At 66.7% G+C, this 25,965-nt stretch carries 30 protein-coding genes; 22 read left to right on the top strand and 8 right to left on the bottom strand.

All coding sequences use genetic code 11. From position 1 onward, the window contains the following. Nucleotides 1-16: 16 nt before the first annotated feature. Nucleotides 17-619, bottom strand: coding sequence for a GNAT family N-acetyltransferase (locus HH212_RS15685; protein ID WP_170203318.1), 603 nt, complete (start codon nt 617-619; stop codon nt 17-19). Nucleotides 620-1,092: 473 nt separating this feature from the next. Here HH212_RS15685 and HH212_RS15690 point away from each other — a divergent pair, with 473 nt between their 5' ends. After that, the gene (locus HH212_RS15690; protein WP_229217304.1) at nt 1,093-1,614 is read left to right on the top strand and encodes an AAA family ATPase; all 522 of its coding nucleotides are present in this window, start codon (nt 1,093-1,095) and stop codon (nt 1,612-1,614) included. Nucleotides 1,615-1,636: 22 nt separating this feature from the next. Here the strand turns inward: HH212_RS15690 and HH212_RS15695 are convergent, their stop codons facing one another. Further along, the gene (locus HH212_RS15695) at nt 1,637-2,971 is read right to left on the bottom strand and encodes a deoxyguanosinetriphosphate triphosphohydrolase (RefSeq protein ID WP_170203320.1); all 1,335 of its coding nucleotides are present in this window, start codon (nt 2,969-2,971) and stop codon (nt 1,637-1,639) included. 185 nt (nt 2,972-3,156) lie between these two features. On the opposite strand from HH212_RS15695, the gene HH212_RS15700 reads away from it, so the two are divergent. Beyond that, a complete protein-coding gene (locus HH212_RS15700; RefSeq protein ID WP_170203321.1) occupies nt 3,157-3,924 on the top strand; it encodes a PadR family transcriptional regulator in 768 nt (255 codons plus the stop codon). 48 nt (nt 3,925-3,972) lie between these two features. Next, on the top strand, nt 3,973-4,527 hold the full coding sequence (locus HH212_RS15705) for an RNA 2'-phosphotransferase (RefSeq protein WP_170203322.1): 555 nt from the start codon (nt 3,973-3,975) through the stop codon (nt 4,525-4,527). A 145-nt stretch (nt 4,528-4,672) separates the two neighbouring features. Here HH212_RS15705 and HH212_RS15710 read toward each other — a convergent pair whose 3' ends face one another. Next, nucleotides 4,673-5,215, bottom strand: a complete 543-nt coding sequence (locus tag HH212_RS15710; RefSeq protein WP_170203323.1) for an ankyrin repeat domain-containing protein — start codon at nt 5,213-5,215, stop codon at nt 4,673-4,675. 121 nt (nt 5,216-5,336) lie between these two features. After that, nucleotides 5,337-5,903: a gamma-glutamylcyclotransferase gene (locus HH212_RS15715; RefSeq protein ID WP_170203324.1), complete on the bottom strand. Its 567-nt coding sequence runs from the start codon at nt 5,901-5,903 to the stop codon at nt 5,337-5,339. Nucleotides 5,904-6,147: 244 nt separating this feature from the next. Between HH212_RS15715 and HH212_RS15720 the strand changes: the two genes are divergently transcribed. The 15 genes from HH212_RS15720 (at nt 6,148) to HH212_RS15790 (ending at nt 18,405) form a co-directional block, all read left to right on the top strand. After that, complete coding sequence (locus HH212_RS15720) at nt 6,148-7,185, top strand: fumarylacetoacetate hydrolase family protein (protein WP_170203325.1); 1,038 nt, start codon at nt 6,148-6,150, stop codon at nt 7,183-7,185. After that, nucleotides 7,182-7,826 carry a maleylacetoacetate isomerase gene (gene maiA, locus HH212_RS15725; RefSeq protein WP_170203326.1) on the top strand — a complete coding sequence of 215 codons (645 nt, stop codon included), beginning with the start codon at nt 7,182-7,184 and terminating at the stop codon, nt 7,824-7,826. The genes HH212_RS15720 and maiA overlap by 4 nt, the downstream gene beginning before the upstream one ends. Nucleotides 7,827-8,038: 212 nt before the next feature. Beyond that, nucleotides 8,039-8,812: a uracil-DNA glycosylase family protein gene (locus HH212_RS15730; protein WP_170203327.1), complete on the top strand. Its 774-nt coding sequence runs from the start codon at nt 8,039-8,041 to the stop codon at nt 8,810-8,812. Nucleotides 8,813-9,175: 363 nt separating this feature from the next. Further along, complete coding sequence (gene iscR / locus HH212_RS15735; RefSeq protein ID WP_170203328.1) at nt 9,176-9,649, top strand: Fe-S cluster assembly transcriptional regulator IscR; 474 nt, start codon at nt 9,176-9,178, stop codon at nt 9,647-9,649. A 96-nt stretch (nt 9,650-9,745) separates the two neighbouring features. Continuing rightward, complete coding sequence (locus tag HH212_RS15740; protein ID WP_170203329.1) at nt 9,746-11,002, top strand: IscS subfamily cysteine desulfurase; 1,257 nt, start codon at nt 9,746-9,748, stop codon at nt 11,000-11,002. A 49-nt stretch (nt 11,003-11,051) separates the two neighbouring features. Next, nucleotides 11,052-11,444 (top strand): Fe-S cluster assembly scaffold IscU, encoded by a 393-nt coding sequence (iscU, locus tag HH212_RS15745; RefSeq protein ID WP_170203330.1) that lies wholly within the window; start codon nt 11,052-11,054, stop codon nt 11,442-11,444. Between the two features lie 90 nt (nt 11,445-11,534). Beyond that, on the top strand, nt 11,535-11,858 hold the full coding sequence (gene iscA, locus HH212_RS15750; protein ID WP_170203331.1) for an iron-sulfur cluster assembly protein IscA: 324 nt from the start codon (nt 11,535-11,537) through the stop codon (nt 11,856-11,858). A 48-nt stretch (nt 11,859-11,906) separates the two neighbouring features. Beyond that, a complete protein-coding gene (hscB, locus tag HH212_RS15755) occupies nt 11,907-12,422 on the top strand; it encodes a Fe-S protein assembly co-chaperone HscB (protein WP_170203332.1) in 516 nt (171 codons plus the stop codon). A 42-nt stretch (nt 12,423-12,464) separates the two neighbouring features. Continuing rightward, nucleotides 12,465-14,354, top strand: a complete 1,890-nt coding sequence (gene hscA, locus HH212_RS15760) for a Fe-S protein assembly chaperone HscA (protein ID WP_170203333.1) — start codon at nt 12,465-12,467, stop codon at nt 14,352-14,354. A 265-nt stretch (nt 14,355-14,619) separates the two neighbouring features. Further along, the gene (gene fdx, locus HH212_RS15765) at nt 14,620-14,961 is read left to right on the top strand and encodes an ISC system 2Fe-2S type ferredoxin (protein ID WP_170203334.1); all 342 of its coding nucleotides are present in this window, start codon (nt 14,620-14,622) and stop codon (nt 14,959-14,961) included. Between the two features lie 13 nt (nt 14,962-14,974). After that, nucleotides 14,975-15,169: a Fe-S cluster assembly protein IscX gene (gene iscX / locus HH212_RS15770; protein WP_170203335.1), complete on the top strand. Its 195-nt coding sequence runs from the start codon at nt 14,975-14,977 to the stop codon at nt 15,167-15,169. A 135-nt stretch (nt 15,170-15,304) separates the two neighbouring features. Then, nucleotides 15,305-16,255 carry a class I SAM-dependent methyltransferase gene (locus tag HH212_RS15775; protein ID WP_170203336.1) on the top strand — a complete coding sequence of 317 codons (951 nt, stop codon included), beginning with the start codon at nt 15,305-15,307 and terminating at the stop codon, nt 16,253-16,255. Between the two features lie 84 nt (nt 16,256-16,339). Further along, entirely contained in the window at nt 16,340-17,374 is a 1,035-nt protein-coding gene (ltaE, locus tag HH212_RS15780) for a low-specificity L-threonine aldolase (protein WP_170203337.1), read from the top strand. Continuing rightward, nucleotides 17,374-18,159 carry an RNA pseudouridine synthase gene (locus HH212_RS15785; RefSeq protein ID WP_170203338.1) on the top strand — a complete coding sequence of 262 codons (786 nt, stop codon included), beginning with the start codon at nt 17,374-17,376 and terminating at the stop codon, nt 18,157-18,159. Before ltaE ends, HH212_RS15785 begins: the two co-directional genes overlap by 1 nt. 33 nt (nt 18,160-18,192) lie before the next feature. Beyond that, nucleotides 18,193-18,405, top strand: coding sequence for a hypothetical protein (locus tag HH212_RS15790; protein WP_170203339.1), 213 nt, complete (start codon nt 18,193-18,195; stop codon nt 18,403-18,405). A 121-nt stretch (nt 18,406-18,526) separates the two neighbouring features. On the opposite strand, the gene HH212_RS15795 is transcribed toward HH212_RS15790, so the two are convergent. Genes HH212_RS15795 through HH212_RS15810 form a run of 4 tightly spaced genes read right to left on the bottom strand, consistent with a single transcriptional unit; the run spans nt 18,527 to nt 20,850 of the window. Next, the gene (locus HH212_RS15795; protein ID WP_170203340.1) at nt 18,527-19,057 is read right to left on the bottom strand and encodes an RDD family protein; all 531 of its coding nucleotides are present in this window, start codon (nt 19,055-19,057) and stop codon (nt 18,527-18,529) included. 18 nt (nt 19,058-19,075) lie between these two features. Next, nucleotides 19,076-19,849 carry a DUF3106 domain-containing protein gene (locus tag HH212_RS15800; RefSeq protein WP_211172350.1) on the bottom strand — a complete coding sequence of 258 codons (774 nt, stop codon included), beginning with the start codon at nt 19,847-19,849 and terminating at the stop codon, nt 19,076-19,078. A gap of 3 nt (nt 19,850-19,852) precedes the next feature. Then, on the bottom strand, nt 19,853-20,284 hold the full coding sequence (locus HH212_RS15805) for a DUF3619 family protein (RefSeq protein ID WP_170203341.1): 432 nt from the start codon (nt 20,282-20,284) through the stop codon (nt 19,853-19,855). Continuing rightward, nucleotides 20,281-20,850, bottom strand: a complete 570-nt coding sequence (locus tag HH212_RS15810) for an RNA polymerase sigma factor (RefSeq protein WP_170203342.1) — start codon at nt 20,848-20,850, stop codon at nt 20,281-20,283. The genes HH212_RS15805 and HH212_RS15810 overlap by 4 nt, the downstream gene beginning before the upstream one ends. Before the next feature lie 580 nt (nt 20,851-21,430). Here HH212_RS15810 and HH212_RS15815 point away from each other — a divergent pair. The 4 genes from HH212_RS15815 to HH212_RS15830 all read left to right on the top strand — a co-directional run bounded on the left by HH212_RS15815 (nt 21,431) and on the right by HH212_RS15830 (nt 25,950). Continuing rightward, entirely contained in the window at nt 21,431-23,158 is a 1,728-nt protein-coding gene (locus HH212_RS15815; protein WP_170203343.1) for an acetolactate synthase 3 catalytic subunit, read from the top strand. Continuing rightward, nucleotides 23,158-23,649 (top strand): acetolactate synthase small subunit, encoded by a 492-nt coding sequence (gene ilvN, locus HH212_RS15820; protein WP_170203344.1) that lies wholly within the window; start codon nt 23,158-23,160, stop codon nt 23,647-23,649. Before HH212_RS15815 ends, ilvN begins: the two co-directional genes overlap by 1 nt. Nucleotides 23,650-23,805: 156 nt before the next feature. Beyond that, on the top strand, nt 23,806-24,822 hold the full coding sequence (ilvC, locus tag HH212_RS15825) for a ketol-acid reductoisomerase (protein WP_170203345.1): 1,017 nt from the start codon (nt 23,806-23,808) through the stop codon (nt 24,820-24,822). A 333-nt stretch (nt 24,823-25,155) separates the two neighbouring features. Further along, a complete protein-coding gene (locus HH212_RS15830; protein ID WP_170203346.1) occupies nt 25,156-25,950 on the top strand; it encodes an SIMPL domain-containing protein in 795 nt (264 codons plus the stop codon). Nucleotides 25,951-25,965 lie beyond the last annotated feature (15 nt).

The following is a 25,965-nucleotide window of genomic DNA, read 5'->3' on the forward strand; positions in this document are numbered from 1 at the left end:
GCCCGCCGCGGTGTAGTCAAGCCGGCGAGCGCGTGTGCCCGGGAGCGCAGCGCAGCGCAGCGATGTGCGTAGGGAGATCGGGGAAGTCCTCGGGAATCAAGGCGAACATGTGCGCATCGACCGCACGGCCGCGCAGTTGCAGGCGGCGGCGCGCCAGGCACTCGTGCTGCGCACCCGAGCGGCGCGCCACGGCCAGGCTGGCGGCGTTGCCGTCCGCAACGACGATCTCGACGCGCGCTTGTCCGAGTGACTGGAATGCGTGGCGCGCCAGTGCCGCGACGGCGGCGCTGGCCGCGCCCTGGCGCTGGGCGCTGGTGCGGACCCAGTAGCCGAGGTTGCAGAATGCGTGCAGCTGGATGAACTTGTTCAGGCCGGCGCCGCCGACCAGGCGTCGTTCGACCTTGCTGACGATGGCGAATTCATGGCTGCTGCCGTCGGCGCGGCCGGCGTCGCAGGCGGCGAACCAGTCCAGCGCATTCTGCTCGCTGAATCCGGCGTGCGCCCAATCCATCCAGCGACCGACGCTGGACACCGATTCGCGTACCGCGGCGGCAAAGGCGGGCGCGTCGTCGGGAACGAAGGGGCGCAGCAGGTAGGCGCCGGCATCCAGGTGCGTCATTGGCGATCCTTTGTAGCAAGGTATGCGTTGGCCCGAGTGATTTGGCTCGGACGAGAAGTTGCTGTCGACACGCCGGATGCGGCCCGGCGTGTCTTGCCTGTTTGTTATCTTAAATAAAGATTTTACGGCTTGCATGAATGGGAGACAGGGCCGCACGCGGGCCGGGTTGTGCGGGCAGCGGTGGTCGGCTACGATGGCGCCTTTCCATTTCTTCAATAACGAGAACAAAGATGGCGGAGCAGGGCAGCGCGGTGGAGCACGCGCAGCGGGCGGGACAGCAACGGGCGGCAAAGGAGCAAGCGCCAGGAAAGCAGCGGGAATCGGGTGAGCAGCAGGCAGGACAACAGCGCCAAGCCGCACAACCGTCACAACAGAGGCAGCAGGAGCAACAGGCGCAGCAAGAGCAGCAGGCGAGGGAGGCAGCCTGGCCTGGGTCCGGGCCGCCCGCCGCGGCGCAGTCCGCAGCGCAGCGCGTGGTCTTCGTCGGCGCCGAATCGACCGGCAAGTCGACCCTGGCCGAATACCTGGCGCGCGTCTACGACAGCGTGTCGGTACCGGAAATCGGCCGTTTCATCTGGGAACAGAAACAGGGAAAGCTGGACGCCGACGACTATGTCGACATCGCGCTCAAGCACCGCCAGGCCGAGGACGAAGCGATGCAGCGGGCGCGGCGCTGGCTGTTCGTCGACACCAATGCGCTGACCACGCTGCTGCTCGGATTGCAGTTCGGCCAGGTGACGCCGCCGGCGCCGGCCGAATTGCTGCGCTGCGCCGACGAGTGCGCCGCGCGCTACGCCCACACCTTCGTCTGCGCCGACGACATCCCGTACGAAGAGCAGGAAGTGCGTGAGAACGAAGCCTGGCGCGGCCGCATCCAGCGCCTGGTGCTGCAGGACCTGGAAGCGCGCGGTATTCCCTACACGATCGTGCGCGGCAGTGTCGAGGAGCGCGCCGCGCAGGTGATGGGCGTGCTGGACGCCCGGCCGCCCGCCTGACGGACAGCCGCGGTGGCGCGGCTCACACCATCGTCCCCGGCAGCTCGATCCCGTTCAGGCGCCGGAACAGCTTGAGCGCGTAGGTGTCCGTCATGCTCGAGATGAAATCGGTGGCGCCCAGCAGGCGTTCGTAGGCAGAGGTACCGCGGGTGAATTGCCTGGGAACGATCTGGACGATCTTCCGGTGCACCGGCGAGCGCTCGTCGACGGGCGTCGCCAGCGCCGGCACGATCTTTTCCAGCAGGCCGCCCAGGATCTCGAAGCCGGCCGCTTCGATCTGCAATACCGACGGCGTGGCGTAGATGCGCTCGCGCGACAGCGCCGCGATCTCCTTCAATTGGGGCGCGAAGCGCGAGCGTCCGGCCAGGTCGTGCTCGAAGCGCCCGGCCATGATGGCGTCGTAGTGTTCCTCGAACACCGCCAGCGCGGCGCGCACCAGGTTACCGATGGCGCGGGCGCGCAGGTATTCGATGCGGCCCTCGTCGTCGTCGAGCTGGCGGTACGAGGCGCTGGCTTGCTGGCCGTCGGGAAAGGCGATCGGCCATAGCAGCGCATGGGCCTGCTCGAACGACACGCGCGCCAGCCGGTGGCCGTCCTCCAGATCGACGATGCCGTAGCAAATGTCGTCGGCGGCTTCCATCACGAAAGCGAGCGGGTGGCGCGCCCAGGCGCCGGGCGCTTTCTGCAGCAGGCCGGTCTGCAAGGCGACGCGCGCGAAGTTGTCCGCATCGTGGGCAAAATAACCGAATTTCTTTTCGCTGATCCTGCCCTTGTCGGCCGGCAGGTCGGACGCGCGCGGGTACTTGGCGAACGCCGCCAGCACCGCGCAGGTGAGCTGGAAGCCGCCGTGGTCGACCGCGTTCTGCAGGCGCGTGATCAGGCGGAAGCCCTGGGCATTGCCTTCGAAGCGCAGGAAATCCTGGCGCTCGCGCTCCGACAGGCCGTCCAGCCAGCGCGCGCGGTGGTCGGAGAACCACGACTGGATCGCCGCCTCGCCCGAATGGCCGAAGGGCGGGTTGCCGATGTCGTGCGCCAGGCAGGCCGCCGCCACGATGCTGCCGAAATCTTGCGGCGCCATCGTCAGCGCCGCTTCCTTGCGCAGGATGAACTCGCCGCACAGCATGCCGAGCGAGCGGCCGACCGAAGACACTTCGATGCTGTGCGTCAGGCGCGTGCGCACGTAATCGTTGTCGGACAGCGGAAACACCTGCGTCTTGTCTTGCATGCGCCGGAACGCGCTCGAATACACCACCCGGTCCCAGTCGCGCATGTAGCCGGTGCGGCTGGCATCCTCGCCGCGGTCGTCCTCGCGGCCCAGGCGCATCGTCGAGACCAGGCGCGGCCATTCCATCGTCATCGCATTCTCCGTCAGCAATTGCCATCCGCCGCCCAAGGGGCGGACACGAGCGGCACCAGTGTAGCGCATGGGAACGAGGGTACTGTCCATGACCGGGACAAAGGCATGATCATCGAAAAATGCTTGACTCTATCAATCTTCACGATTATCTTAAGATGTATCGTAAGATATAAAGGAGAAATGTCATGCATCACCACCATCACCACGATCATTGCCACGACCATCAGGCACATGGCGACCGCCAGCACGGACCGGCCGGGTTCGCCGGACGCCACGGCGGCCATGGCGACGGACCCGGCACCCACGGCGAAGGCCGCCATGCGCACGGCCACGGCCACGGCGGCGGGCGCGGCGGCCGTCCGGGACGCGGCGGCGGGCGCGGCGGTTTCGGCTTCGACGACGACGGAGGCATGCCGCGCGGACGCAAGCTGTCCTCGGACGACCTGCAATTGCTGCTGCTGGCGCTGATCGCCGAGCGCCCCGGCCACGGCTACGAGCTGATCAAGGAACTGGAAGCGCGCTCGAACGGCTTCTACGTGCCCAGCCCGGGCATGATGTATCCGGCGCTGGCCTGCATGGAAGACCAGGGCCACGTGACCATCGAGCAGGAGGGCAACCGCAAGCGCTATGCGCCTTCGGACGAGGGCCGCGCGCACCTGGAAGCCAACCGCGAGCGCGCCGACGCCATGCTGGCCAAGCTGCAGCAGGCCGCCGACAAGATGGCGCGCATGCGCAGCGCGCTCTCCGGCGAGGAGGGCGCGGGCGATCCGGCCGGCGAAGGCAGGCGCGGCGGCTGGGTGAGCGAATTCCATGATGCGCGCCACGCGCTCAAGCACGCCCTGCACGCGTGCGGGGATGCCGGCGAGGACGAGCAGCGCCGCATCGCCGCGATCCTGGCGCGCGCCGCGGCCGAGATCGACGGACAGGCCGGCGCCGGCCAGCAGCAGGCATAACGCGCGCTGCCGTATCATGGACGCATCGTCCCGATGCAGCCATTGTCCATGTCACCCGATCCCATCGTCGCCACCAGCAAGCTCCTCAGTTACGTCCTGCGCCACCGGCCGGACAGCATCGGCATCGCGCTCGACGCCAACGGCTGGACCGGCGTCGACGAACTGCTGGCGCGCCTGGCCGCCGGCGGGCATGCGGTCGACCGCGACCTGCTGCAGCGCGTGGTGGCCGGCAACGACAAGCAGCGCTTCGCCTTCAGCGCGGACGGCAGCCGCATCCGCGCCAGCCAGGGGCACTCGGTCGCGGTCGACCTGGGGCTGGTCGCCGCCGAGCCGCCCGCCGTGCTGTACCACGGCACCGCCAGCCGCTTCCTGAAGTCGATCCTGGTGTCCGGCCTGAAGGCGTCGGGGCGGCAGCACGTGCATTTGTCGGCCGATGCGGCCACGGCCAGGACCGTGGGGGCGCGCCACGGGTTTCCGGTGGTGCTGCGGGTGGATGCGCGGCGCATGCGCGCGGATGGCTTGGTGTTCTACCGGTCGGACAATGGGGTGTGGTTGACGCAGGCGGTGATGCCGCGTTACCTGGATGCGGCGGGCAACGCGTGAATATGACGATTTTCGAGGTGGGTGGCGCGCCTTGATCGGCGGCGCGGATGGTGGTTGGACGCGTGGACGGCGCATGGGCCGTCACCATGCCACAGGCGCGGGCGAAGCCGTCCACCCTACAATGGCAGCGTGTTTCGCCAGCCGCTCAGGCGGCGCCGGTGGCCGAGGCCAGCAGCTCGGCGGTGTCGTGCGCGCCCATCTTGCGGGCGGCGTCGAGGATGGTGTTGCCGTCGGCGTCCGGGCGCAGCGGGTCGGCACCGCGCGCCAGCAGCAACTGCGCGATGTCGACGCGGTTGAACATGGCGGCGAACATCAGCGCGGTCTTGCCGTTGGGGCCGGCGTTGTCGACCTGGGCGCCGTGGTCGAGCAGCAGGGTGGCGATCGGCAGGTCGCCCTTGAAGGCCACGCCGGCGAGCGGGGTCTGGCCGGCGTCGTTCTGCACTTCCGGGTCGGCGCCATGTTCCAGCAGGGTCTTGGCGGCGTCGAAATGGCCGTGGTAGCAGGCCAGCATCAGCAGGCTGTCGCCGCGCTCGTTGCGCAGGTTGCGCGGCAGGCCGCGCTCCAGCAGGCTGGAGAGCTCGACGGCTTCGCCGGCGCGCACCAGGCCGAACACGCGGCGCACGAAGGCGAGCGTGTCCTCGTCGAGTTCGGGGCGCTGGGCCGGGCTGGTCGGTGGCTGCTGCTGCATCGTGTTCTCCTGGGCTGTGGTCTGCGGGTGTGCGGGGGCTGCCGGGTGGCTTGGCAATTAGACCACAAACCGCGCAATCCGGCGGCCGTGCGCGTGCGCGTGCGCGCACCCGAACGCGCCGTCAGGGCTTGAACGCGGCCAAGTGGCGCTCGATCTCGAACACGTGCGGATCGAACTTGCCCAGTTCGCGCAGCGCGCCGGCCAGTTCCAGCAGGTAGTCGACGTTCGGGCCGCTCGGGCCGCTGGCGGCGGCGATCTGGCGCGCGATGTCGCGCTCGCTGGCCGGTCCCAGGTAGGCGGCGTTCTCGTGGGTGGCGATATACACCAGGCCTTCGATGCTGGCGCCGTCCTCGAACCGGATGTCGGTCGCCAGGCGCAGGTAGCCGTTCTTTTCGCGGTAATCCAGGTGCGCGAACGCGTCCGGCGTGACCAGGTAGGCCATGCCGTGGCACAGCGCGCCCGGCTCCGGCACCAGTGTCACCACGCGTCCCGGCGCGCTGTGCGTGCCGCGGTGGTCGTGCGAACCCTGCCAGAAGCGGCGCGTCCAGCCGGCGATGTGCGCCGGGCGCCGTTCCAGGAAGGGGAAATCGGCCTTGAAGATGAGGGAGCCGTAGCCGAACAGCCAGACGCTGGCGTGGCGGTCGAACTTGTCCATGCGCTGGTTGATCTCGACGGTGTTCAGGGACATGGTGGCGGCGCTCGCGGTGACGAAAGCCCATTCTAGCGCGGCCGCTGCCTTGCCCGCCCTTTCGCTTGCCCTCGCAAGGGCGCGTGGTGCGCAGTGTTCGCAAGCGCACGGTCGAGAGGAGCGATCGTCTGGCCCAATGGAGGCATCGGCAAGCCGGACGCGTCCCACCGAAAAATACGATTTGTACGATCGCCGGATTTGCATTTTAATGGCGGCACTCAAAACAAGAATCGAAGGAAACGCCATGAAACTCGCTTCCCTGAAAGCCGGCGGCCGCGACGGCACCCTGGTCGTGGTCAGCCGCGACCTGGGCATCTGCCAGGCCGTGCCGGCCATCGCGCGCACCCTGCAGGCCGCGCTGGACGACTGGGACCGCGTGCAGCCGCGCCTGCAGCAGGTCTACGAGCAGCTCAACGGGCAACCGCGTGCCGGCGGCGTGCCGGACGCGGTCCCGTTCAGCGCGTCCGACTGCGCCTCGCCGCTGCCGCGCGCCTACCAGTGGGCCGACGGCTCGGCCTACATCAACCACGTCGAACTGGTGCGCAAGGCCAGGAATGCCGCGGTGCCGCCGTCGTTCTACCAGGACCCGCTGATGTACCAGGGCGGTTCGGATTCCTTCGTCGGCCCGTGCGACCCGATCGCGGCGCTATCCGAAGACTGGGGCATCGACCTGGAGGCCGAGGTGGCGGTGGTGACCGGCGACGTGCCGATGGGCGCGGCGCCGGAACAGGCCGCCGGCGCGATCCGCCTGGTCATGCTGGTCAACGACGTCTCGCTGCGCAACCTGATCCCGAAGGAACTGGAAAAGGGCTTCGGCTTCTTCCAGTCGAAGCCGGCCAGCGCATTCTCTCCGGTGGCGGTGACGCCGGACGAGCTGGGCGCCGCCTGGCAGGACAGCAAGCTCAAGCTGCCGCTGCTGGTGACCCTCAACGGCCAGCCGTTCGGGCGCCCGGACGCCGGCGAGGACATGACCTTCAGCTTCGCCCGGCTGGTGGCGCACGCCGCCAGGACGCGCGAACTGGCGGCCGGCACCATCATCGGCTCGGGCACGGTGTCCAACAAGCAGGGCGGCCTGCACGGTTCCAGCATCGCCAACGGCGGCGTCGGCTATTGCTGCCTGGCCGAGCTGCGCATGTACGAGACCATCGAGCAGGGCGCGCCGCAGACGCCGTTCCTGCGCTTCGGCGACACGGTGCGCATCGAGATGCAGGATGCGGCCGGGGCCAGCATTTTCGGCGCGATCGACCAGCAGGTCGCGCACTACCAAGGGAGAAGGGAATGAAGCTTTATACGTATTTCCGCAGCTCCGCCGCCTACCGGGTGCGCATTGCGCTGAACCTGAAGGAGCTGCAGTACGACGCGATTCCGGTGCACCTGCTGCGCGACGGCGGCGAACAGCTGCAGGCGCAGTACACCGCGATCAACCCGAGCGGCCTGGTGCCGGCGTTCCAGGACGACTACATCACGCTGACGCAGTCGATGGCGATCCTGGAATACCTGGACGACGAGTACCCGAAGGTGCCGTTGATGCCGAAAGATGCCAGCGGACGCGCGCGGGTGCGCGAGCTGGCCCAGATCATCGCCTGCGACATCCACCCGGTGAACAACCTGCGCGTGCTGCGCTACCTGACCGACACCCTCGGTTTGTCCGAAGCGGTGAAGACCGAGTGGTACCGCCACTGGCTGACGGACGGGCTGGAGGTGCTGGAAAAACACCTCGACCGCGACCCCAGCGCCGGCCCGCTGTGCCACGGCCACACCCCGACCATCGCCGATTGCTGCCTGGTGCCGCAGGTCTACAATGCCCAGCGCCACGGCATCGACCTGGCGCCGTACCCGAACATCCGGCGCATCAATGCCGCCTGCATCGAGATGCCCGGCTTCGTCGCGGCGCATCCGGCGAACCAGCCGGATGCGGAGTAATCGCCGCGTCTTCATCGTCGAGGCGGGAAAGCCAGGCCGTCGTTCCCGCGGAGGCGGGGACCCATGCGCACGCCACCGATACCGTAGGCATCGGACCCTGCGGCTCAGCTGGCCCGCTGCCCGACAAGAAAAATCCGCACACAGGCACTTGCGAAGGGCGGGCACGGCACCAATCTGCGCTGTCTTGTCATCTGGATAATTCTATTCATCTCATGCCTGACACCACAATCCCTACCGCCATTCTCGACGCCCTGAAGCTGGCCGATCCTTCCTGGCACGCGACCCTGCGCCAGGGCCTGGAAGCGATGATGCGCGCCACGCCCGACTACCTGCCGGCGCTGGCGGTGGACGATTACCTGCCCACCGACGGTCGCCTGTTCGCCGCCTTCGCGCTGCCGCTGGAACGGGTGCGCTACGTGCTGGTGGGGGAGGGGCCGTATCCGCGTGCGCAAAGCGCGACCGGGGTCTGCTTCATGGACGGGGCGGTGGGGGAACTGTGGTCGGAAGCCGGCCTGTCGAAGCCGGTCAACCGCGCCACCTCGCTGCGCAATTTCATGAAGATGCTGCTGGTGGCCGACGGCCGCCTGCAGGCCGACGACACCGGCGGCGCCGCGCTGGCGCCGATCGCCAGGTCGGCCGTGCAGGGTGACGGCAGCATCCGCACCCTGGCCGCACTGCAGGACAACCTGCTGGGCGAAGGTTTCCTGCTGCTGAACGCGTCACTGGTGTTCCGCAAGCACGTGGCGCCGGTGGTCGACGCGCGCGCCTGGGTGCCGTTCCAGCAAGCCGTGTTCGCGGCCCTGTCCGCGCGCGCTGCCAAGCCGACCCTGGTCTTGTGGGGCAAGATCGCCGAGCAACTGAAAAACGTCCCCGAAAGCGCCAGCTTTCCCCACGTCCAGGCCGAGCATCCCTACAACCTCAGCTTCATCCGCCACCAGGGCATGCAGCAACTGTTCGGCCCGATGCACCTCCTGCGCCAGCGCTGACAACAAATTCGGGGTCAAATTCGGGGTCAGAGCACTTTCCAAGGAAATTGACTGGTCCATTCGGCGTGACGCCGCATCGCGTCGGTGTGGAGAAAGGAACGATGCCATGTATCTCCAGCCGCTGTCTCGATACTGGAGTGGCGCAGAGACTATTGATTTTGAAAGTGCTCTGACCCCGAATTTTCGGCGCTTACTGCAGTTTTGGGCCGTCCAAGACAAACCCCGTCAGATGCGCTATACTTGACTAAATCGATCAACTAATCAGGTTATTCAAGATGTCTCGCAAGCAGTTGAGCAGACGAACTTGGTTGATTGAATAAAGGCAAGATTTTAACACTGTCTGGAAACCAACCCGGGGTTGTGATGCGTCTGACCACCAAAGGCCGTTTTGCTGTAACCGCGATGATCGACCTGGCACTGCGCCAGGGCAACGGTCCGGTCACGCTGTCCGGCATCAGCCAGCGCCAGGCGATTTCGCTGTCCTACCTGGAGCAGTTGTTCGGCAAGCTGCGCCGGCACGAGATCGTCGAGTCGGTGCGCGGCCCGGGGGGCGGCTACAGCCTGGCGCGCAGCGCCGCCAAGGTGACCGTCGCCGACATCATCATCGCCGTCGACGAGCCGCTCGACGCCACCCAGTGCGGCGGCAAGGGCAATTGCCACGGTGCCGACGGCGCGGGCGGCACGCAATGCATGACCCACGAGCTGTGGGCCACCCTGAATGCGAAGATGGTCGATTTCCTCGACTCCGTCACCTTGCAGGACCTGGTCGACCAGCAGAAGCAGAAGGACCAGAACGTGGTGGTGATGCACCGCCAGGCGGCCGTCGGACAGCACTGAACGAGCAGCAGCAAAAAGCAGAACGCAGAACACCGAGCAGCAACCAACATTGAGCAGTACATCGACATTGAGCAGCACATCGGATGGAGTGAACACATGAACGCGCCTTTGGACAAAAAAATCGAGCAGAGCTTCGTCACCGCACCGCATTTTCCGATCTACATGGATTACTCGGCCACCACGCCGATCGATCCGCGCGTGGCCGACAAGATGATCCCGTTCCTGCGCGAGCAGTTCGGCAATCCGGCGTCGCGCAGCCACGCCTACGGCTGGAGCGCCGAGGCGGCGGTGGAGGAAGCGCGCGCGCAGGTGGCGGCGCTGGTCGGCGCCGATCCGCGCGAGATCATCTGGACCTCGGGCGCGACCGAATCGAACAACCTGGCCCTGAAGGGCGCCGCGCACTTCTATAAAACGAAGGGCAAGCACATCATCACGGTCAAGACCGAGCACAAGGCCGTGCTGGACACCGTGCGCGAGCTGGAACGCCAGGGCTTCGAGGCGACCTACCTGGAGCCGCAGGACAACGGCCTGATCTCGCTCGAGCAGCTGGAAGCGGCGATCCGTCCGGACACCATCCTGGTCTCGGTCATGTACGTCAACAACGAGATCGGCGTGATCCAGCCGATCGCCGAGATCGGCGAACTGTGCCGCAAGAAGGGCGTGATCTTCCACAGCGACGCCGCGCAAGCCACCGGCAAGGTGCACATCGACCTGGACAAGCTGAAGGTCGACCTGATGACCTTCACCGCGCACAAGACCTACGGTCCGAAGGGCATCGGCGCCCTGTACGTGCGCCGCAAGCCGCGCGTGCGCCTGGAAGCGCAGATGCACGGCGGCGGCCACGAGCGCGGCCTGCGCTCGGGCACGCTGCCGACCCACCAGATCGCCGGCATGGGGGAAGCCTTCCGCATCGCGCGTGAAGAGATGGACAGCGAGATCGCCCGCGTGCAGGCGCTGCGCGACCGCCTGGCCAAGGGCCTGCTGGAGATCGAAGAGGTCTACATCAACGGCGACATGCAGCATCGCGTGCCGCACAACCTGAACGTCAGCTTCAACTTCGTCGAAGGCGAATCGCTGATCATGGCGGTCAAGGACCTGGCGGTGTCGTCCGGTTCGGCCTGCACCTCGGCCTCGCTGGAACCGTCGTACGTGCTGCGCGCCCTGGGCCGCAGCGACGAACTGGCGCACAGCTCGATCCGCTTCACGATCGGCCGCTTCACCACCGAGGCGGACATCGACTTCGCGGTCGAGCTGCTGAAATCGAAAGTCGGCAAGCTGCGCGAACTGTCGCCGCTGTGGGACATGCACAAGGACGGCATCGACATCAGCTCGATCCAGTGGGCCGCGCACTGATCACGGACACGCAGCACCAAGCAACGTAACGCATTCAAGGAGCACTACCATGGCATATTCGGACAAAGTTCTCGACCACTACGAAAACCCGCGCAACGTCGGCGCCTTCGACAAGAACGCCGACGACGTCGGCACCGGCATGGTCGGCGCGCCGGCCTGCGGCGACGTGATGAAGCTGCAGATCAAGGTGAACGACCAGGGCCTGATCGAAGACGCGAAGTTCAAGACCTACGGCTGCGGCTCGGCGATCGCCTCCAGCTCGCTGATCACCGAATGGGTGAAGGGCAAGACCCTGGACGAGGCGCTGGCCATCAAGAATACCCAGATCGCCGAGGAACTGGCGCTGCCGCCGGTGAAGATCCACTGCTCGATCCTGGCCGAGGATGCGATCAAGGCGGCCGTGGCCGACTACAAGACCAAGCACGCGACCGAAAACGCGTAATGCGTTGACCGGCATGCGTGGGGTGGACGGGGCGCCTAGCCGGCTTCGCCGTCCACCCCGCGTAACACGTATCCAAGTTGGAGAAAATTCATGTCCATCACACTGACAGAAAAAGCCGCACGCCACATCACCCGTTACCTCGAGCGCCGGGGCAAGGGTGTCGGCCTGCGCTTCGGTGTGCGCACCACCGGCTGCTCCGGCCTGGCCTACAAGCTGGAATACGTCGACGAGCCGGGCGGCGAGGACAACATCTTCGAATCGCACGGCGTGAAGGTGTTCGTTGATCCCAAGAGCCTGCCCTACATCGACGGCACCGAACTCGATTTCGCGCGCGAAGGCTTGAACGAAGGCTTCCGCTTCAACAACCCGAACGTCAAGGACAACTGCGGCTGTGGCGAAAGCTTCCGCATCTGAGCGCGTCCGCGCGCGTGTCCCATTTTCCGCCAGGCGCAGCACCCACCGATGCAGAACCACTTCGACCTGTTCCACCTCCCGCCCCGCTTCGACCTCGACATGGATGCGCTGGACAGCGCCTACCGCGAGGTGCAGGGCCGCGTCCACCCGGACCGCTTCGTCAACGCCGGCGATACCGAGAAGCGCGTCGCCATGCAATGGGCCACGCGCGCCAACGAGGCTTACCAGACCCTGCGCAATCCGCAGAAGCGCGCCCAGTACCTGTGCGAGCTGAACGGCGTCGACATCGGGGCCGAGTCCAACACGGCGATGCCGGTGGACTTCCTGATGCAGCAGATGGAACTGCGCGAGGCGCTGGCCGACGCGCGTGCCGGCAAGGATGCGGCGGCGCTGGACGCGCTCGACGCCCAGGTGCGCGGCGAGCGCAAGGCGCAGCTGGCGCAGGTCGGCCGGCTGCTCGACGGCGGCGACTACGCGCAGGCGGCGCAGGGCGTGCGCGCGCTGATGTTCCTCGACAAATTCGGCGACGAGCTGCAGTACGCGTTCGAGGCATTGGAAGCGTGACGGACGCGATCGCACCAAAAAACAAAACCAGGTAACACGACCATGGCACTACTGCAGATTTCCGAACCCGGCATGTCGACCGCGCCGCACCAGCACCGCCTGGCGGTGGGCATCGACCTCGGCACCACCAATTCCCTCGTCGCCACCGTGCGCAGCAGCATCCCGGAAGTGCTGAGCGACGAAGACGGCCGAGCGCTGCTGCCCTCGGTCGTGCGCTACCTGCCGGACGGCCACGCCAACATCGGCCACAAGGCGCAGGCGCACCAGACCACCGACCCGAAGAACACCATCGTCTCGGTCAAGCGCTTCATGGGGCGCGGCCTGAAGGACATCGCCCACGCCGAGAACCTGCCCTACGATTTCGTGGATTCGCCGGGCATGGTGCAGCTGAGGACCGTGGCCGGCGTCAAGAGTCCGGTCGAGACCTCGGCCCAGATCCTGGCGACGCTGCGCCAGCGCGCCGAGGATGCGCTGGGCGACGAACTGGTCGGCGCCGTGATCACCGTGCCGGCCTACTTCGACGACGCCCAGCGGCAAGCCACCAAGGACGCGGCCCAGCTGGCCGGCCTGAACGTGCTGCGCCTGCTGTCCGAGCCGACCGCGGCCGCCATCGCCTACGGCCTGGACCACGGCAAGGAAGGCGTGTTCGCGGTGTACGACCTGGGCGGCGGCACCTTCGACATCTCGATCTTGAAATTGTCCAAGGGCGTGTTCGAGGTGCTGTCCACCGGCGGCGATTCGGCCCTGGGCGGCGACGACTTCGACCAGCGCCTGTTCTGCCACATCACCCAGCAGGCTGCCTTGTCTCCGCTGTCGGACCAGGACACCGCGACCCTGATGGTCAAGGCGCGCCAGGCCAAGGAACTGCTGTCGACCAACGAGGACACGACCGTCGAGGCGATCCTGAAGTCGGGCGAGCTGGTGCAGGTTACCGTCGCCGCCAGGACCTTCGCCGACATCACCCAGCAGCTGGTGGCGAAAACCATGAACGCGGTGCGCAAGGCGATGCGCGACGCGAACGTGTCGGTGGAAGACGTCGACGGCGTGGTGCTGGTCGGCGGCGCCACGCGCATGCCGCACATCCGCCGCGCCGTGGGCGATTACTTCAAGACCATCCCGCACGCCAACATCGATCCGGACAAGGTGGTGGCGCTGGGCGCCGCCATCCAGGCGAACCTGCTGGCCGGTAACCGCGCGGCGGGCGACGACTGGCTGCTGCTGGACGTGATCCCGCTGTCGCTCGGCATCGAGACCATGGGTGGCCTGGTCGAGAAGATCATCCCGCGCAACTCGACCATCCCGTGCGCGCGCGCGCAGGAATTCACCACCTTCAAGGATGGCCAGACCGCGCTGGCGGTGCACGTGGTGCAGGGCGAGCGCGAGCTGGTGTCCGACTGCCGCTCGCTGGCGCGCTTCGAGCTGCGCGGCATCCCGCCGATGGCGGCCGGCGCGGCGCGCATCCGCGTCACGTACCAGGTCGACGCCGACGGCCTGCTGTCGGTGGCGGCGCGCGAGATGCGATCGAGCGTGGAAGCGTCGATCACCGTCAAGCCGTCCTACGGTTTGGGCGACGACGAGGTGGCGCGCATGCTGCAGGATTCGTACAATTCCGCCTCCGTCGACATGGCGGCGCGCGCGCTGCGCGAGGAACAGGTCGAGGCCGAGCGCATCCTGCTGGCCACGCAATCGGCGCTCGACGCCGACAACGAACTGCTCAGCGACGCGGAGCGCGACGCCATCGCGACACTGGTGCAGGCGGTGCGCGATGCCGCCGTGCGCTCCAACGACCAGGGCCTGGAAGCCGGCGCGCGCCAGAACGCGCTGCACGACGCGGTGCACGCCCTGGCCGACGGTACCGAGGAATTCGCCGCGCGGCGCATGGACAAGAGCGTGCGCAAGGTGCTGGCGGGGAAATCGCTGGATCAGGTGTAAGGGCTGTTGCTCGAACTCCAGCGGCATTCTGACAGGATACGAACACAAAACGTCGTCCCCGCGAAAGCGGGGACCCATACTGAATGACAGGATTCGTGGCGTTTGAACCGCCAGCGAATTGCTCAGGAATCGATTCTGGATGCCCGGCATGGGTCCCCGCCTGCGCGGGGACGACGGGGTGGCGCAGCGGGCAGAAAGATGTCTGCCAAGCCCGTATGGGATAATGCCCCACCCAAAAAAGCAAATAAACCAACGAGGTAAAGAAGTGCCACAAATCGTCATCCTCCCCCATCCCGTGTTCTGTCCCGACGGCGCCGTGCTCGACGGCCCGGCCGGCAAGTCGATCTGCGACGTCCTGCTCGACAACGACATCGACATCGAACACGCCTGCGACCGCGTGTGCGCCTGCACCACCTGCCACGTGGTGGTGCGCGAAGGCTTCGATTCGCTGAACGAGCAGGAAGAAAAGGAAGAGGACATGCTCGACAAGGCCTGGGGCCTGGAGCCGAACTCGCGTCTGTCGTGCCAGGCGATCATCGCGGACGAGGATCTGGTGGTCGAGATCCCGAAATACACGATCAACCACGCAGCCGAAAAGAACCATTGACGGGAGGTTTCCCATGAAATGGCAGGACGTGAGCGCCATCGCCGAGGCGCTGCTGGAACGTTATCCGGACGTCGATCCGTCGACGGTGCGCTTCGTCGATTTGCACAACTGGGTGGTCGGCCTGGACGGCTTCGACGACGACCGCCTGCGCGGCGGCGAACGCGTCCTCGAAGCGATCCAGGCCGCGTGGATCGACGAGGCGCGTTGATACAGCAATGCATCGTAGGGTGGACGGCTGCGCCGTCCACGCGTCCAACCAACGCGGGCATTCGTTGAACGTGTGGACGGCAAAGCCGCCTCGCCGGCCACGTCCACCCTACCGCGTAATCGGAAGAATACGACAATGAGCAAGAAACAGAACAAGGCCACGCAGCAGCCGGCCACCCCAAGACCGGCCCCGTCACTCCACGAACTGGCCCCGGAAATCAAGCCTGGCCAGTCGATCGAGCTGCTCAAGGAACTGCACATCCTCACCCGCGACGGCAAGCTGAACCAGGACAGCCGCCGCAAGCTCAAGCAGGTCTACCACCTGGTGCAGTTCATCGAGCCGCTGCTCGAGGACGTGCGGGTCGCCCGGGAAGCAAAGGGCGAGCAGGCGCGCGGCGTCAGCGTGGTTGACCACGGCGCCGGCAAGTCCTACCTCGGCTTCATCCTGTATGACCTGTTCTTCAAGGGCCGCGCCGACGACTCGCGCATCTATGGCATCGAAACGCGCGAGGAGCTGGTGCAGAAGTCGGGCGCGCTGGCCGAGCGCCTGGGCTTTCCCGGCATGTCGTTCCTGAATTTGTCGGTGGCGGAATCGACCAGCTCCGACCGGCTGCCGCCCACCGTCGACGTGGTCACCGCGCTGCACGCCTGTAACACCGCCACCGACGACGCCATCGACTTCGCGCTGCAGAAGGGGGCGAAGCACATCGTGCTGGTGCCGTGCTGCCAGGCCGAGGTGGCGTCGGTGCTGCGCAAGAACAAGGGCCGCGACCTGGGCCGCAGCGCGCTCACCGAGATCTGGCGCCACCCGATCCACACGCGCGAGTTCGGCAGCCAGATCACCAACGTGCTGCGCTGCCTGCGCCTGGAAGCGCACGGCTACCAGGTCACGGTGACCGAGCTGGTGGGTTGGGAACACTCGATGAAGAACGAGCTGATCGTCGCCACCTACAAAGACCTGCCGCGCAGGCGGCCCGCCGAGCGCCTGCGCGAGGTGCTGGCCGAACTGGGCCTGGACGAGATGGCCGCGCGCTTCGGCGTCGCCCGGCCCGCGTCCGCCGCGGCTCCGGAAGCGCAACCCGCCTGATACACTGCACGGATGCGGCCGTGCCGCCGCGCGACCGTCCGCATCCGCTGCACCCATCACCGCCACCACCGACCGATAGAGACCATGAGCGACCAACACCAGCGCTGGATCGACCTGCGCAGCGACACCGTCACCCAACCGAGCGCCGCCATGCGCGCCGCCATGGCCGCCGCGCCGGTGGGCGACGACGTCTACGGCGACGACCCCACCGTCAACCGCCTGCAGGCGTTCGCGGCCGAGCTGTTCGGCTACGAGGCCGGCATGTTCGCCCCCAGCGGTACCCAGACCAACCTGATCGCGCTGATGACCCACTGCGGCCGCGGCGACGAATACCTGGTCGGCCAGGAAGCGCATACCTACAAGTACGAAGGCGGCGGTGCAGCGGTGCTGGGCAGCATCCAGCCGCAGCCGATCGCCAACGGGGCCGACGGCAGCATCGCCGTGGCCGACATCGGCGCCTACATCAAACCGGACGACATGCACTTCGCGCGCACGCGCCTGCTGGCGCTGGAAAACACCATCGGCGGCCGCGTGCTGCCGCTGGACTACCTCGAGGCCGCGACAAGCTTCGCCCACGCGCGCGGCCTGGCGACCCACCTCGACGGTGCGCGCGTGTGCAACGCCGCCGTCAAGAACGGCCAGAGCCTGCGCGCCGCGGTGGCCGGTTTCGACACCGTCTCGGTGTGCCTGTCCAAGGGCCTGGGCGCGCCGGTCGGTTCGGTGCTGCTGGGACCGAAGGACTTCATCGAGCAGGGCAAGCGCTGGCGCAAGATGCTGGGCGGCGGCATGCGCCAGGCCGGCGTGATCGCGGCGGCGGCGCACCACGCGCTCGAGCACAACGTCGAGCGCCTGGCCGACGACCACCGCAACGCGGCCGACCTGGCCGCCGGCCTGGGCCGCATCGAGGGCCTGACGGTGACCGCGCCGCAGACCAACATCTTCTACGTGCAGGTGCCGGACGCCGCCGTGGCGCCGCTGCGCGCGCACCTGGCCGCACGCGGTATCCGCGCCAGCATCGGCGCCAACACGCGCCTGGTGACGCACCTGGACGTGTCGGCCGAGGACGTGCGCACGGTGGTCGACGCCTTCGGTGCCTTTTTCCGCGATTGGCGCGCCTGATGAGCGCGACGCGAGAGGGCAATCAGGGCGTGGGCGTGGACGCGCGGCTTGACGAGGCGGCGGGCGGCGAGGGCATCCGCCTGGCCAAGCGCGTGGCGGCGCAGGTGCCATGCTCGCGCGCCGAGGCCGAGCGCTACATCGCCGGCGGCTGGGTCGGCGTCGACGGCGCCGTGGTGGAGGATCCAGCCACGCGCGTGACGCCGGCGCAGGCGGTGGCGTTGCTGCCGGGCGCCACGGCGGAGGAGCCGCTGCCGGTGACGATCCTGTTGCACAAGCCGGCCGGCGTCGCCTGCAGCGCGCTGGCGGCCGATCCGGCGGCGCACCTGAGCGCCGCCACCCTGGCGCCGGCGCAGGGCGGGCCGGGCGACCAGCGCTTCCTGCAGCGCCACCTGGCCAGGCTGACACTGGCGACGCCGCTGGATACCGAGGCCAGCGGCCTGGTGGTGCTGAGCCAGGACTGGCGCATGCTGCGCAAGCTGGTCGACGATGGCGCGCGCATCGAGCACGAATACGTGGTCGAGACTGCGGCCGCGGTCGGCGACGAGGCGCTGCAGGCGGTCGGCGCCGCCTTTGCCGGCGGTAACGCCGCGGTCAAGGTCAGCCGCCAGAGCGAGGCGCGCCTGCGCATCGCCGGCAAGGGTATCGCGCCTTCGCGTGTCGGCGCGGCTTGCCGCGCCGCCGGGCTGGAGGTCAAGGCGATCCGCCGCCTGCGCGTCGGCCGCATTGCCGTCGGCAGCCTGGCGGCAGGGCGCTGGCGCTACCTGCAAGAGTTCGAACGCTTCTGAAGTGCTTTCTAACTGAGCGAGGCAGGAAGCGCCATGCTGCCGCGCCTGCGCACATGCTGTCAGGTGACCGCGGGTGCGGTGGCCAGCCTGGATTCGCAACTGCCGTATCCTCTGTCGCAGGTGCTGGCGGAAGCGATCGAGGCGCTGGATGGACAATCGTTCGGTGCGCGCATCCGGACAGCGCGGGCGGCGCAGGAACCGTACGGGCAACAAGCCCAGGGCGATACCGGCCTGGACGAATCGTGACGCGAAGCGGCGCGCTTGCCTGAAATATGCAACTAACCGATAGTATTAAATCGGAAAAAGTCGAGCGAGCAGGCGCAACGATCGTGGAAAGCGCCATCCTTCCGAGGGCGCCAGCGGGCGTTCAGGAAGCCACCGCCTGTACCGCCGGCCGGCCGACCAGGCTGACCAGCCGCGTGCCCGCCAGCCGGTCGTGCAGGAAGCGCCGCTGCGGATCGAGCAGCGCGGTTGCGCCCCAGGCCACGATGCCGACGCCGACCACGATGCCGACCTGGGCCTTGCCGGTCACGCCGAACAGCGCACACACGGCCAGCGCCGGCAGGAACCAGCCCCAGGCCAGCAGGTAGCGCAGCACCGCCGTGCGCAGCGGCACGCGCGCGCCGCCGTCGGTCAGCAGGCGCATGCGCCAGGTCTTCATCGCCAGCGTATGGCCGCTGCCGCTCCAGGCGTGCACGAAATAGGCGCCGGTGACCAGGAACAGGAACACCTTCAGGCCGTACTGGTAGACCGGCTCGTGGTGGTTGCGCGTGAGCGCCAGCCACAGCGCCACCGCCAGCATCTCGACCGCCGCCAGCAGGAAACTTTCGTACACCATGGCGACCAGGCGGCGCCGGATGCTGGGACAGGGCAGGGGCGGCGCGGTGGGTTCGCTCATGGCGTGGTCGGCAATCCTTCAGGCGTTGTTGGGTGTGATGCCCCAGTTGGCCGGCACCGGTTTTTCCTGCTGGGCCGGCGGCGCCGGCGTGGCGGGAGCGCCGGCCGGCGGCGCGGCCGGGTTCGATGCCGGCACGGCGGGCGCGGCGGGCGCCGCCACGCACGGCGGCGTGGCCGAGACGGCGTTCCTGACGGTTCCTGCGGGGCAGGCGCTCGCGCCCTGGCCCAGCGGCACGACCTTGGCGTTGGCCTGGGACGGCACCGCCGGGACGGCGCGCCCGGCCGCGGAAGCCGCCAGCTTTTCCTTCTGTTCGTTCGACAACTGCTGGTAACTCTGCCAGGTGGCGTTCTTCTGCTCGGGGGCGATCTTGCGGGTGCGGGTATACGTCTCGCGCGCCAGTTCGCGCTGCTCGGGCGTCAACTTGACCCATTCGCGCATGCGTTCGTGCACGCGCTCCCGCTCTTCCGGACGCATGGCGCCGAAACGGCTGGCCAGCTGCAGCCACTTCTGCTTGCGCACGCCGTCCATGCCGTCCCACTCGCCCTGCAGCGGCTGCAGCGCCACTTGCTGGGCCGGGGTGAGGGCACGCCAGTACGGCTTGTCGCCGATCTTGCGCACCGATGCGGCGCCCAGGCCCGCCTGCACCTGGCGCACTGCCGCACCGTCGCCGGCTGCGTCGCCCGCGGACGGACCGATGGCGCCTTGCCGTCCGATCACCAGCGCAGCCGTGCCGGCAACGAGCACGGCGGCGGCAACGGCAAGGCCGGCGACTTTACGCTTGTTTGCCGTCATCCTTTACTGGGCTCGCTGCGGCTGTTGCTGCTGTTGTTGCAGGAGATAGGCGTTGAAACCGTGATCGGTGTAGGCGGTCAGCGGCAGTTCGTCGGACAGCACGGCGGCATCCAGTTCGGCCAGTTCGGCCACGCGCTCCTCGTGCTGGGCCTGGTAGACGCCGACCAGGCCGCCCACCATCGCCACCAGCGGCGCCACCACGGCGGCGCGCGCCAGCCACTGCATCGAGAACAGCGACGCCAGCTCGAAGCGCGCACGCTTTCCCTGCGGCTGGCGCAGGGCCGTCGCCGCCTGCGGGGCGTCGGCCTTTTTGCGCGCCAGCGCCTGCGCGCGCGCGGCGGCCAGGCGGTCCGTGGTGGAAGCCGGCAGTTCGTCGAGCCGTTCGTTGAGGGCGTGACGGATCTTGTACGCCAGGTTGATGTCGTCGGTATTCATAATTTTATTCCCTTGGCCTCGAGGGCTGCTGCCAGGGCATGCGTAGCGCGAGAGCAATGCGTTTTCACGCTGCCCTCGGAGCATCCCATCGCTTGGGCCGTTTCGGCCACGTCCATGTCCTGCCAGTAACGCATGAGGAAGGCTTCGCGTTGACGTGCCGGGAGCTTTTGTACCTCGTCTTCGATCAGGCGCAGGGTTTGCGCCCGTTCCACCTGGTCCGCGCTCGACTCCGCCGCGGCCGAACCTTCTTCGGCCTCGTACGAATTCAGTATATCAAAGTCCTCGTCGTCGTCATCCCGCCGGCCCAGCCCTCCGAACAGGGTGACCCAGGTGTTGCGCACCTTCTCGCGCCGGAAGTAATCCAGGATCGTGGTCTGCAGGATGCGCTGGAACAGCATCGGCAATTCCGCCGCCGGCTTGTCGCCGTATTTTTCCGCCAGCTTGATCATGGCGTCCTGAACGATGTCGAGCGCTGCCTCGTCCTTGCGGACCGCGTACGCCGCCTGCTTGAAGGCGCGCCGCTCGACACTCTCGAGGAAATCGTTGAGTTCTTTATCAGTGGCCATGCGATGAATGTGGGAGGCCACCGGTACGTTGCCTGTGGCTTATCGGAAAACTTCCGCATGCTAGCAAATATTGCGGACGGCCGCATCCGAAACCCGAATAAGATAGCGAAACGTCCATCATCATGGAGCACGCATGCTGCGCGGCCCGGCTTCGCCGAACACTGCCGCAACGGCACCCCCTGAGCCGGCGCGGAGTCGCTGCGCACGCACCGAAACCGGGAATATCATTTTTGACTTGACCGTTATGGTGCAACGCAGTAAGGTACCTGACGCTTTGCAACCCCGAAGCTTATGGTCACGCCGGATTGGCACACAAGGCCCTTTCCGCGCATGACGCGCTTTCATTTGTAGGCAGTTTGCTCCGACCCGCGCCACCAGCGCGAGAGACACGCATTCCGCACACAGAAACTCACGCCAAACGAGTTTGCGCCCAGCGCCGTTCCGCAAGGATCCTACGGAATCCTGTAAGACCGACGTGACCGCAGAAAGAAGGGAAGCATGAGCGCTGTTGCGTGACACGTATCTCGCCAGGAACGAGCATCCGATCAATCTCCCTATGGGTCTTGAAAGGAAATAGTTCATGAGTTTTGACGCAACAGTGCCCATCACGGGCGCCGAGATCGCAGTCCGTTGTCTGGCGGAAGAGGGCGTAGAGCACGTCTTCGGCTATCCGGGCGGCGCGGTCCTCTACATCTACGACGCCATCTTCAAGCAGGACAAGTTCCAGCACATCCTGGTCCGTCACGAGCAGGCTGCGATCCACGCGGCCGACGCGTATTCGCGCAGCTCGAACAAGGTCGGCGTGGCCCTGGTCACTTCCGGCCCGGGCGTCACCAATGCCGTCACCGGCCTGTCCACCGCGTACATGGATTCGATCCCGATGGTCGTGATTTCCGGCCAGGTGCCGACCCACGCGATCGGCCAGGACGCCTTCCAGGAATGCGACACGGTCGGCATCACCCGTCCGGTGGTCAAGCACAACTTCCTGGTCAAGGACGTGCGCGAGCTGGCCGAGACTATCAAGAAAGCCTTTTATATCGCCCGTACCGGCCGTCCCGGCCCGGTGCTGGTCGACATCCCCAAGGATGTCAGCATGCAAAAGGCGCTGTACGCGTATCCGAAGGAAATCGAGATGCGCTCCTACCGCCCGGTCGACAAGGGCCACGCCGGCCAGATCCGCAAGGCGGTGCAATTGCTGCTGCAGGCCGAGCGCCCGATGATCTACGGCGGCGGCGGCGTCATCCTGGCCAACGCATCGGCCGAGCTGAACCGCCTGGTCGACAAGCTCGGCTTCCCGATCACCAACACGCTGATGGGCCTGGGCGCCTACCGTTCGTCGAGCGGCCATTTCCTCGGCATGCCCGGCATGCACGGCACCTATGAGGCGAACATGGCGATGCAGCACTGCGACGTCCTGATCGCCATCGGCGCGCGCTTCGACGACCGCGTGATCGGCAACCCGCGCCACTTCGCCACCAACCCGCGCAAGATCATCCATATCGACATCGACCCGTCGTCGATCTCGAAGCGGGTCAAGGTCGACATCCCGATCGTCGGCAACGTCAAGGACGTGCTGGTCGAGCTGCTGTCGCAGCTGGAAGCGGCCGAAGCGAAACCCAACAAGGCCGGCCTGGAGCAGTGGTGGAAGCAGATCGGCGAATGGCGCGGGCGCGAATGCCTGAAGTACCAGCCGTCCGATGAGGTCATCAAGCCGCAATCGGTGGTCGAGAAGCTGTGGCAGGTCACCGCAGGCGACGCCTTCATCACCTCCGACGTCGGCCAGCACCAGATGTGGGCGGCCCAGTACTACCCGTTCAACCAGCCGCGCCGCTGGATCAACTCGGGCGGCCTCGGCACCATGGGCGTGGGCTTGCCGTACGCGATGGGCGTGCAGATGGCCAACCCGGACGCCACCGTCGCCTGCGTCACCGGCGAGGGCTCGATCCAGATGAACATCCAGGAACTGGCCACCTGCAAGCAGTACAACCTGACGCCGAAGATCGTCCTCCTGAACAACCGCTTCCTGGGCATGGTGCGCCAGTGGCAGGAACTCGACTACAACTCGCGCTATTCCGAGTCGTACATGGATTCGCTGCCGGACTTCGAGAAGCTGGCCGAGGCCTACGGGCACGTCGGCATGCGCATCGACAAGCCGGGCGATGTCGAGAACGCCCTGCGCGACGCCTTCGCCATGAAGGACCGCCTGGTGTTCATGAACTTCATCACCGACCGCAGCGAGAACGTCTGGCCGATGGTCAAGACCGGTAAAGGCTTGTCGGAGATGCTGCTCGGATCGGAGGACCTGTAATGCGCCACATCATCTCCGTCCTGCTGGAAAACGAAGCCGGCGCGCTGTCGCGCGTGGTCGGCCTGTTCTCGGCGCGCGGCTACAACATCGAAACGCTGACCGTGGCGCCGACCGAGGATGCCACCCTGTCGCGCATGACCATCGTCACGGTCGGCTCGGACGATATCATCGAGCAGATCACCAAGCACCTGAACCGCCTTATCGAGGTGGTCAAGGTGGTCGACCTGACCGAGGGCCAGCACATCGAGCGCGAGCTCATGCTGATCAAGGTAAGGGCGGTCGGCAAGGAGCGCGAGGAAATGAAGCGTACCGCCGACATCTTCCGCGGCCGCATCATCGACGTGACCGAGAAGACCTACACGATCGAGCTGACCGGCGCCAAGTCGAAACTGGACGCGTTCATCGACGCCATCGACCGCGCCTCGATCCTCGAGACCGTGCGCACCGGCGGCAGCGGCATCGGCCGCGGCGAACGCATCCTCAAGGTATAAGCACCCGTATCCGGGCCGGAACCGGATCACCGCAGGGTGGACGTGGCCGACGAGGCGGCTCCGCCCGACAATCAAATTGACCGCGATGCGTGCGCCGTCCACGCGTAACGCCCGCATCGCGACAACGGCAACGACACATAAAAAACAGGATCAAACATGAAAGTTTTCTACGATAAAGACTGCGACCTCTCCCTCATCAAAGGCAAGAACGTCGCCATCCTCGGCTACGGCTCGCAAGGCCATGCGCACGCCCAGAACCTGACCGAATCCGGCGTCAACGTCACCGTCGGCCTGCGCCGCGGCGGCGCTTCCTGGGGCAAGGTCGAGCAGGCCGGCATCAAGGTCGCCGAGGTCGACGAAGCGGTCAAGGCCGCCGACGTCGTCATGATCCTGCTGCCGGACGAGAATATCGCCCAGGTGTACAAGGAAAACGTCGAGCCGAACATCAAGCAGGGCGCGGTGCTGGCCTTCGCCCACGGCTTCAACGTCCACTACGGCCAGGTCGTGCCGCGCGCCGACCTCGACGTGATCATGGTCGCGCCGAAGGCGCCGGGCCACACCGTGCGCGGCACCTACCGCCAGGGCGGCGGCGTGCCGCACCTGATCGCCGTCTACCAGGACAAGTCGGGCACGGCGCGCGACATCGCGCTGTCGTATTCGATGGCCAACGGCGGCGGCAAGGCCGGCATCATCGAGACCAACTTCCGCGAAGAGACCGAGACCGACCTGTTCGGCGAGCAGGCCGTGCTGTGCGGCGGTACCGTCGAGCTGATCAAGGCCGGCTTCGAGACGCTGGTGGAAGCGGGCTACGCGCCGGAAATGGCCTATTTCGAGTGCCTGCACGAACTGAAGCTGATCGTCGACCTGATCTACGAAGGCGGCATCGCCAACATGAACTACTCGATCTCGAACAACGCCGAATACGGCGAGTACGTGACCGGCCCGCGCGTGGTCACCGAAGACACCAAGAACGCGATGCGCCAGTGCCTGAAGGACATCCAGACCGGCGAGTACGCGAAGAGCTTCATCCTCGAGAACAAGGCCGGCGCCCCGACCCTGATCTCGCGCCGCCGCCTGACGGCCGAACACCAGATCGAGGAAGTCGGCAGCAAGCTGCGCGCGATGATGCCGTGGATTGCCAAGAACAAGCTGGTGGATCAGTCGAAGAACTGATTGTTCGAGTAGCAGGTCGACAGCTTTTCCTGCAGACGTCGACAGCACCCCGTCGTCCCCGCGCAGGCGGGGACCCATATGAAGCATCAGAAATCGAGAAGCGGCGCCGTAACGCCGCCTATTCGACTTCGGTGTTTCAGCATGGATCCCCGCCTTCGCGGGGACGACGGTTTTTGGGTTTCGGTTTCTGTCGGTCACGCGCGTTCCCTCACACCCAATTGCATCCATTTGCAACCGTTTGCAATTTTTCATTACAGAAACTCGTCGCTGCCGGTAAATACGGTATCGTTCTCCTGCCGCGGTAACCACCGCCGATTCATCAGGAGAACAAGCATGCGCGTACCAAAGATCGTCCTCGCCACCGTCCTTGCCGCCGCCTTTGCCGGCGCCCAGGCCCAGACTGCCCCCACGGTCGCCACCGCCCAGGGCGGCAGCGTCGCCACCGGCGGCACGCTGGTCGTGGTGCCGGCCTATGGCGAAGTCGTACACGCCAACGACGAAGCCACCGTCACCTTCTCGGTCGAGGAGCAGGACAAGGACCGCGCCGCCGCCACCGCGCGCGTCAACCAGAAGATGAAGCAGGGTACCGAGCTGGTGCGCCGCGCCGATCCGCAGGCCAAGCTGAAGACCGTCAACTACTACACCTACCCGGTGTACCCGGAAGTGCCGGACAGCCCGCGCCCGCTGGTCAAGCCGGAAGCGCGCCGCATCCCGATCGGCTGGCGCGTCGGCCAGAACCTGGAAGTCACCACGCGCAGCCTCGATAAACTGCCGCAGACCGTCGGCGCGGCGCAGAAGGTGCTGGGCATCGCCGGCATCGACTACCACCTGAGCCAGGAACTCACGCGCCGGCTGGACGACGAGCGCATCGCCGCCACCTACCGCAACCTGAACGAGCGCGTGGCGTCGATCGCGCGCGCCATGGGCCGCAACCTGGGCGACGCGGTCATCGACACCGTCGACTTCGAGGGCAGCGGCAACTATGGTAATCAGATGCCGCCGCCGCCGCCGATGGCAATGATGCGCGCCAAGAGCGCCGACGCCTCCAGCGAGATGCCCGAACCCAGCTTCGAGCCGGGCGAGACGCGCCTGGAAATGCGCATGGTGGGCAAGGTGAAATTCAGGTAATCATGTCGATTCGTT

Source organism: Massilia forsythiae, assembly GCF_012849555.1.
Classification (GTDB): Bacteria; Pseudomonadota; Gammaproteobacteria; order Burkholderiales; family Burkholderiaceae_D; genus Telluria; species Telluria forsythiae.

Excerpts from the sequence above, each read along its gene's own strand:
- HH212_RS15720 (WP_170203325.1), top strand. The coding sequence starts at position 6,148 with ATGAAACTCGCTTCCCTGAAAGCCGGCGGCCGCGACGGCACCCTGGTC.
- HH212_RS15730 (WP_170203327.1), top strand. The coding sequence starts at position 8,039 with ATGCCTGACACCACAATCCCTACCGCCATTCTCGACGCCCTGAAGCTG.
- HH212_RS15800 (WP_211172350.1), bottom strand. The coding sequence starts at position 19,849 with ATGACGGCAAACAAGCGTAAAGTCGCCGGCCTTGCCGTTGCCGCCGCC.
- HH212_RS15705 (WP_170203322.1), top strand. The coding sequence starts at position 3,973 with ATGTCACCCGATCCCATCGTCGCCACCAGCAAGCTCCTCAGTTACGTC.
- hscA (WP_170203333.1), top strand. The coding sequence starts at position 12,465 with ATGGCACTACTGCAGATTTCCGAACCCGGCATGTCGACCGCGCCGCAC.
- HH212_RS15795 (WP_170203340.1), bottom strand. The coding sequence starts at position 19,057 with ATGAGCGAACCCACCGCGCCGCCCCTGCCCTGTCCCAGCATCCGGCGC.
- HH212_RS15685 (WP_170203318.1), bottom strand. The coding sequence starts at position 619 with ATGACGCACCTGGATGCCGGCGCCTACCTGCTGCGCCCCTTCGTTCCC.
- HH212_RS15700 (WP_170203321.1), top strand. The coding sequence starts at position 3,157 with ATGCATCACCACCATCACCACGATCATTGCCACGACCATCAGGCACAT.
- iscX (WP_170203335.1), top strand. The coding sequence starts at position 14,975 with ATGAAATGGCAGGACGTGAGCGCCATCGCCGAGGCGCTGCTGGAACGT.
- HH212_RS15785 (WP_170203338.1), top strand. The coding sequence starts at position 17,374 with ATGAGCGCGACGCGAGAGGGCAATCAGGGCGTGGGCGTGGACGCGCGG.
- iscA (WP_170203331.1), top strand. The coding sequence starts at position 11,535 with ATGTCCATCACACTGACAGAAAAAGCCGCACGCCACATCACCCGTTAC.
- ltaE (WP_170203337.1), top strand. The coding sequence starts at position 16,340 with ATGAGCGACCAACACCAGCGCTGGATCGACCTGCGCAGCGACACCGTC.
- HH212_RS15810 (WP_170203342.1), bottom strand. The coding sequence starts at position 20,850 with ATGGCCACTGATAAAGAACTCAACGATTTCCTCGAGAGTGTCGAGCGG.
- HH212_RS15775 (WP_170203336.1), top strand. The coding sequence starts at position 15,305 with ATGAGCAAGAAACAGAACAAGGCCACGCAGCAGCCGGCCACCCCAAGA.
- ilvC (WP_170203345.1), top strand. The coding sequence starts at position 23,806 with ATGAAAGTTTTCTACGATAAAGACTGCGACCTCTCCCTCATCAAAGGC.
- HH212_RS15790 (WP_170203339.1), top strand. The coding sequence starts at position 18,193 with ATGCTGCCGCGCCTGCGCACATGCTGTCAGGTGACCGCGGGTGCGGTG.
- HH212_RS15830 (WP_170203346.1), top strand. The coding sequence starts at position 25,156 with ATGCGCGTACCAAAGATCGTCCTCGCCACCGTCCTTGCCGCCGCCTTT.
- HH212_RS15710 (WP_170203323.1), bottom strand. The coding sequence starts at position 5,215 with ATGCAGCAGCAGCCACCGACCAGCCCGGCCCAGCGCCCCGAACTCGAC.
- HH212_RS15815 (WP_170203343.1), top strand. The coding sequence starts at position 21,431 with ATGAGTTTTGACGCAACAGTGCCCATCACGGGCGCCGAGATCGCAGTC.
- iscR (WP_170203328.1), top strand. The coding sequence starts at position 9,176 with ATGCGTCTGACCACCAAAGGCCGTTTTGCTGTAACCGCGATGATCGAC.
- HH212_RS15695 (WP_170203320.1), bottom strand. The coding sequence starts at position 2,971 with ATGACGATGGAATGGCCGCGCCTGGTCTCGACGATGCGCCTGGGCCGC.
- HH212_RS15715 (WP_170203324.1), bottom strand. The coding sequence starts at position 5,903 with ATGTCCCTGAACACCGTCGAGATCAACCAGCGCATGGACAAGTTCGAC.
- iscU (WP_170203330.1), top strand. The coding sequence starts at position 11,052 with ATGGCATATTCGGACAAAGTTCTCGACCACTACGAAAACCCGCGCAAC.
- hscB (WP_170203332.1), top strand. The coding sequence starts at position 11,907 with ATGCAGAACCACTTCGACCTGTTCCACCTCCCGCCCCGCTTCGACCTC.
- HH212_RS15805 (WP_170203341.1), bottom strand. The coding sequence starts at position 20,284 with ATGAATACCGACGACATCAACCTGGCGTACAAGATCCGTCACGCCCTC.
- ilvN (WP_170203344.1), top strand. The coding sequence starts at position 23,158 with ATGCGCCACATCATCTCCGTCCTGCTGGAAAACGAAGCCGGCGCGCTG.
- maiA (WP_170203326.1), top strand. The coding sequence starts at position 7,182 with ATGAAGCTTTATACGTATTTCCGCAGCTCCGCCGCCTACCGGGTGCGC.
- HH212_RS15740 (WP_170203329.1), top strand. The coding sequence starts at position 9,746 with ATGAACGCGCCTTTGGACAAAAAAATCGAGCAGAGCTTCGTCACCGCA.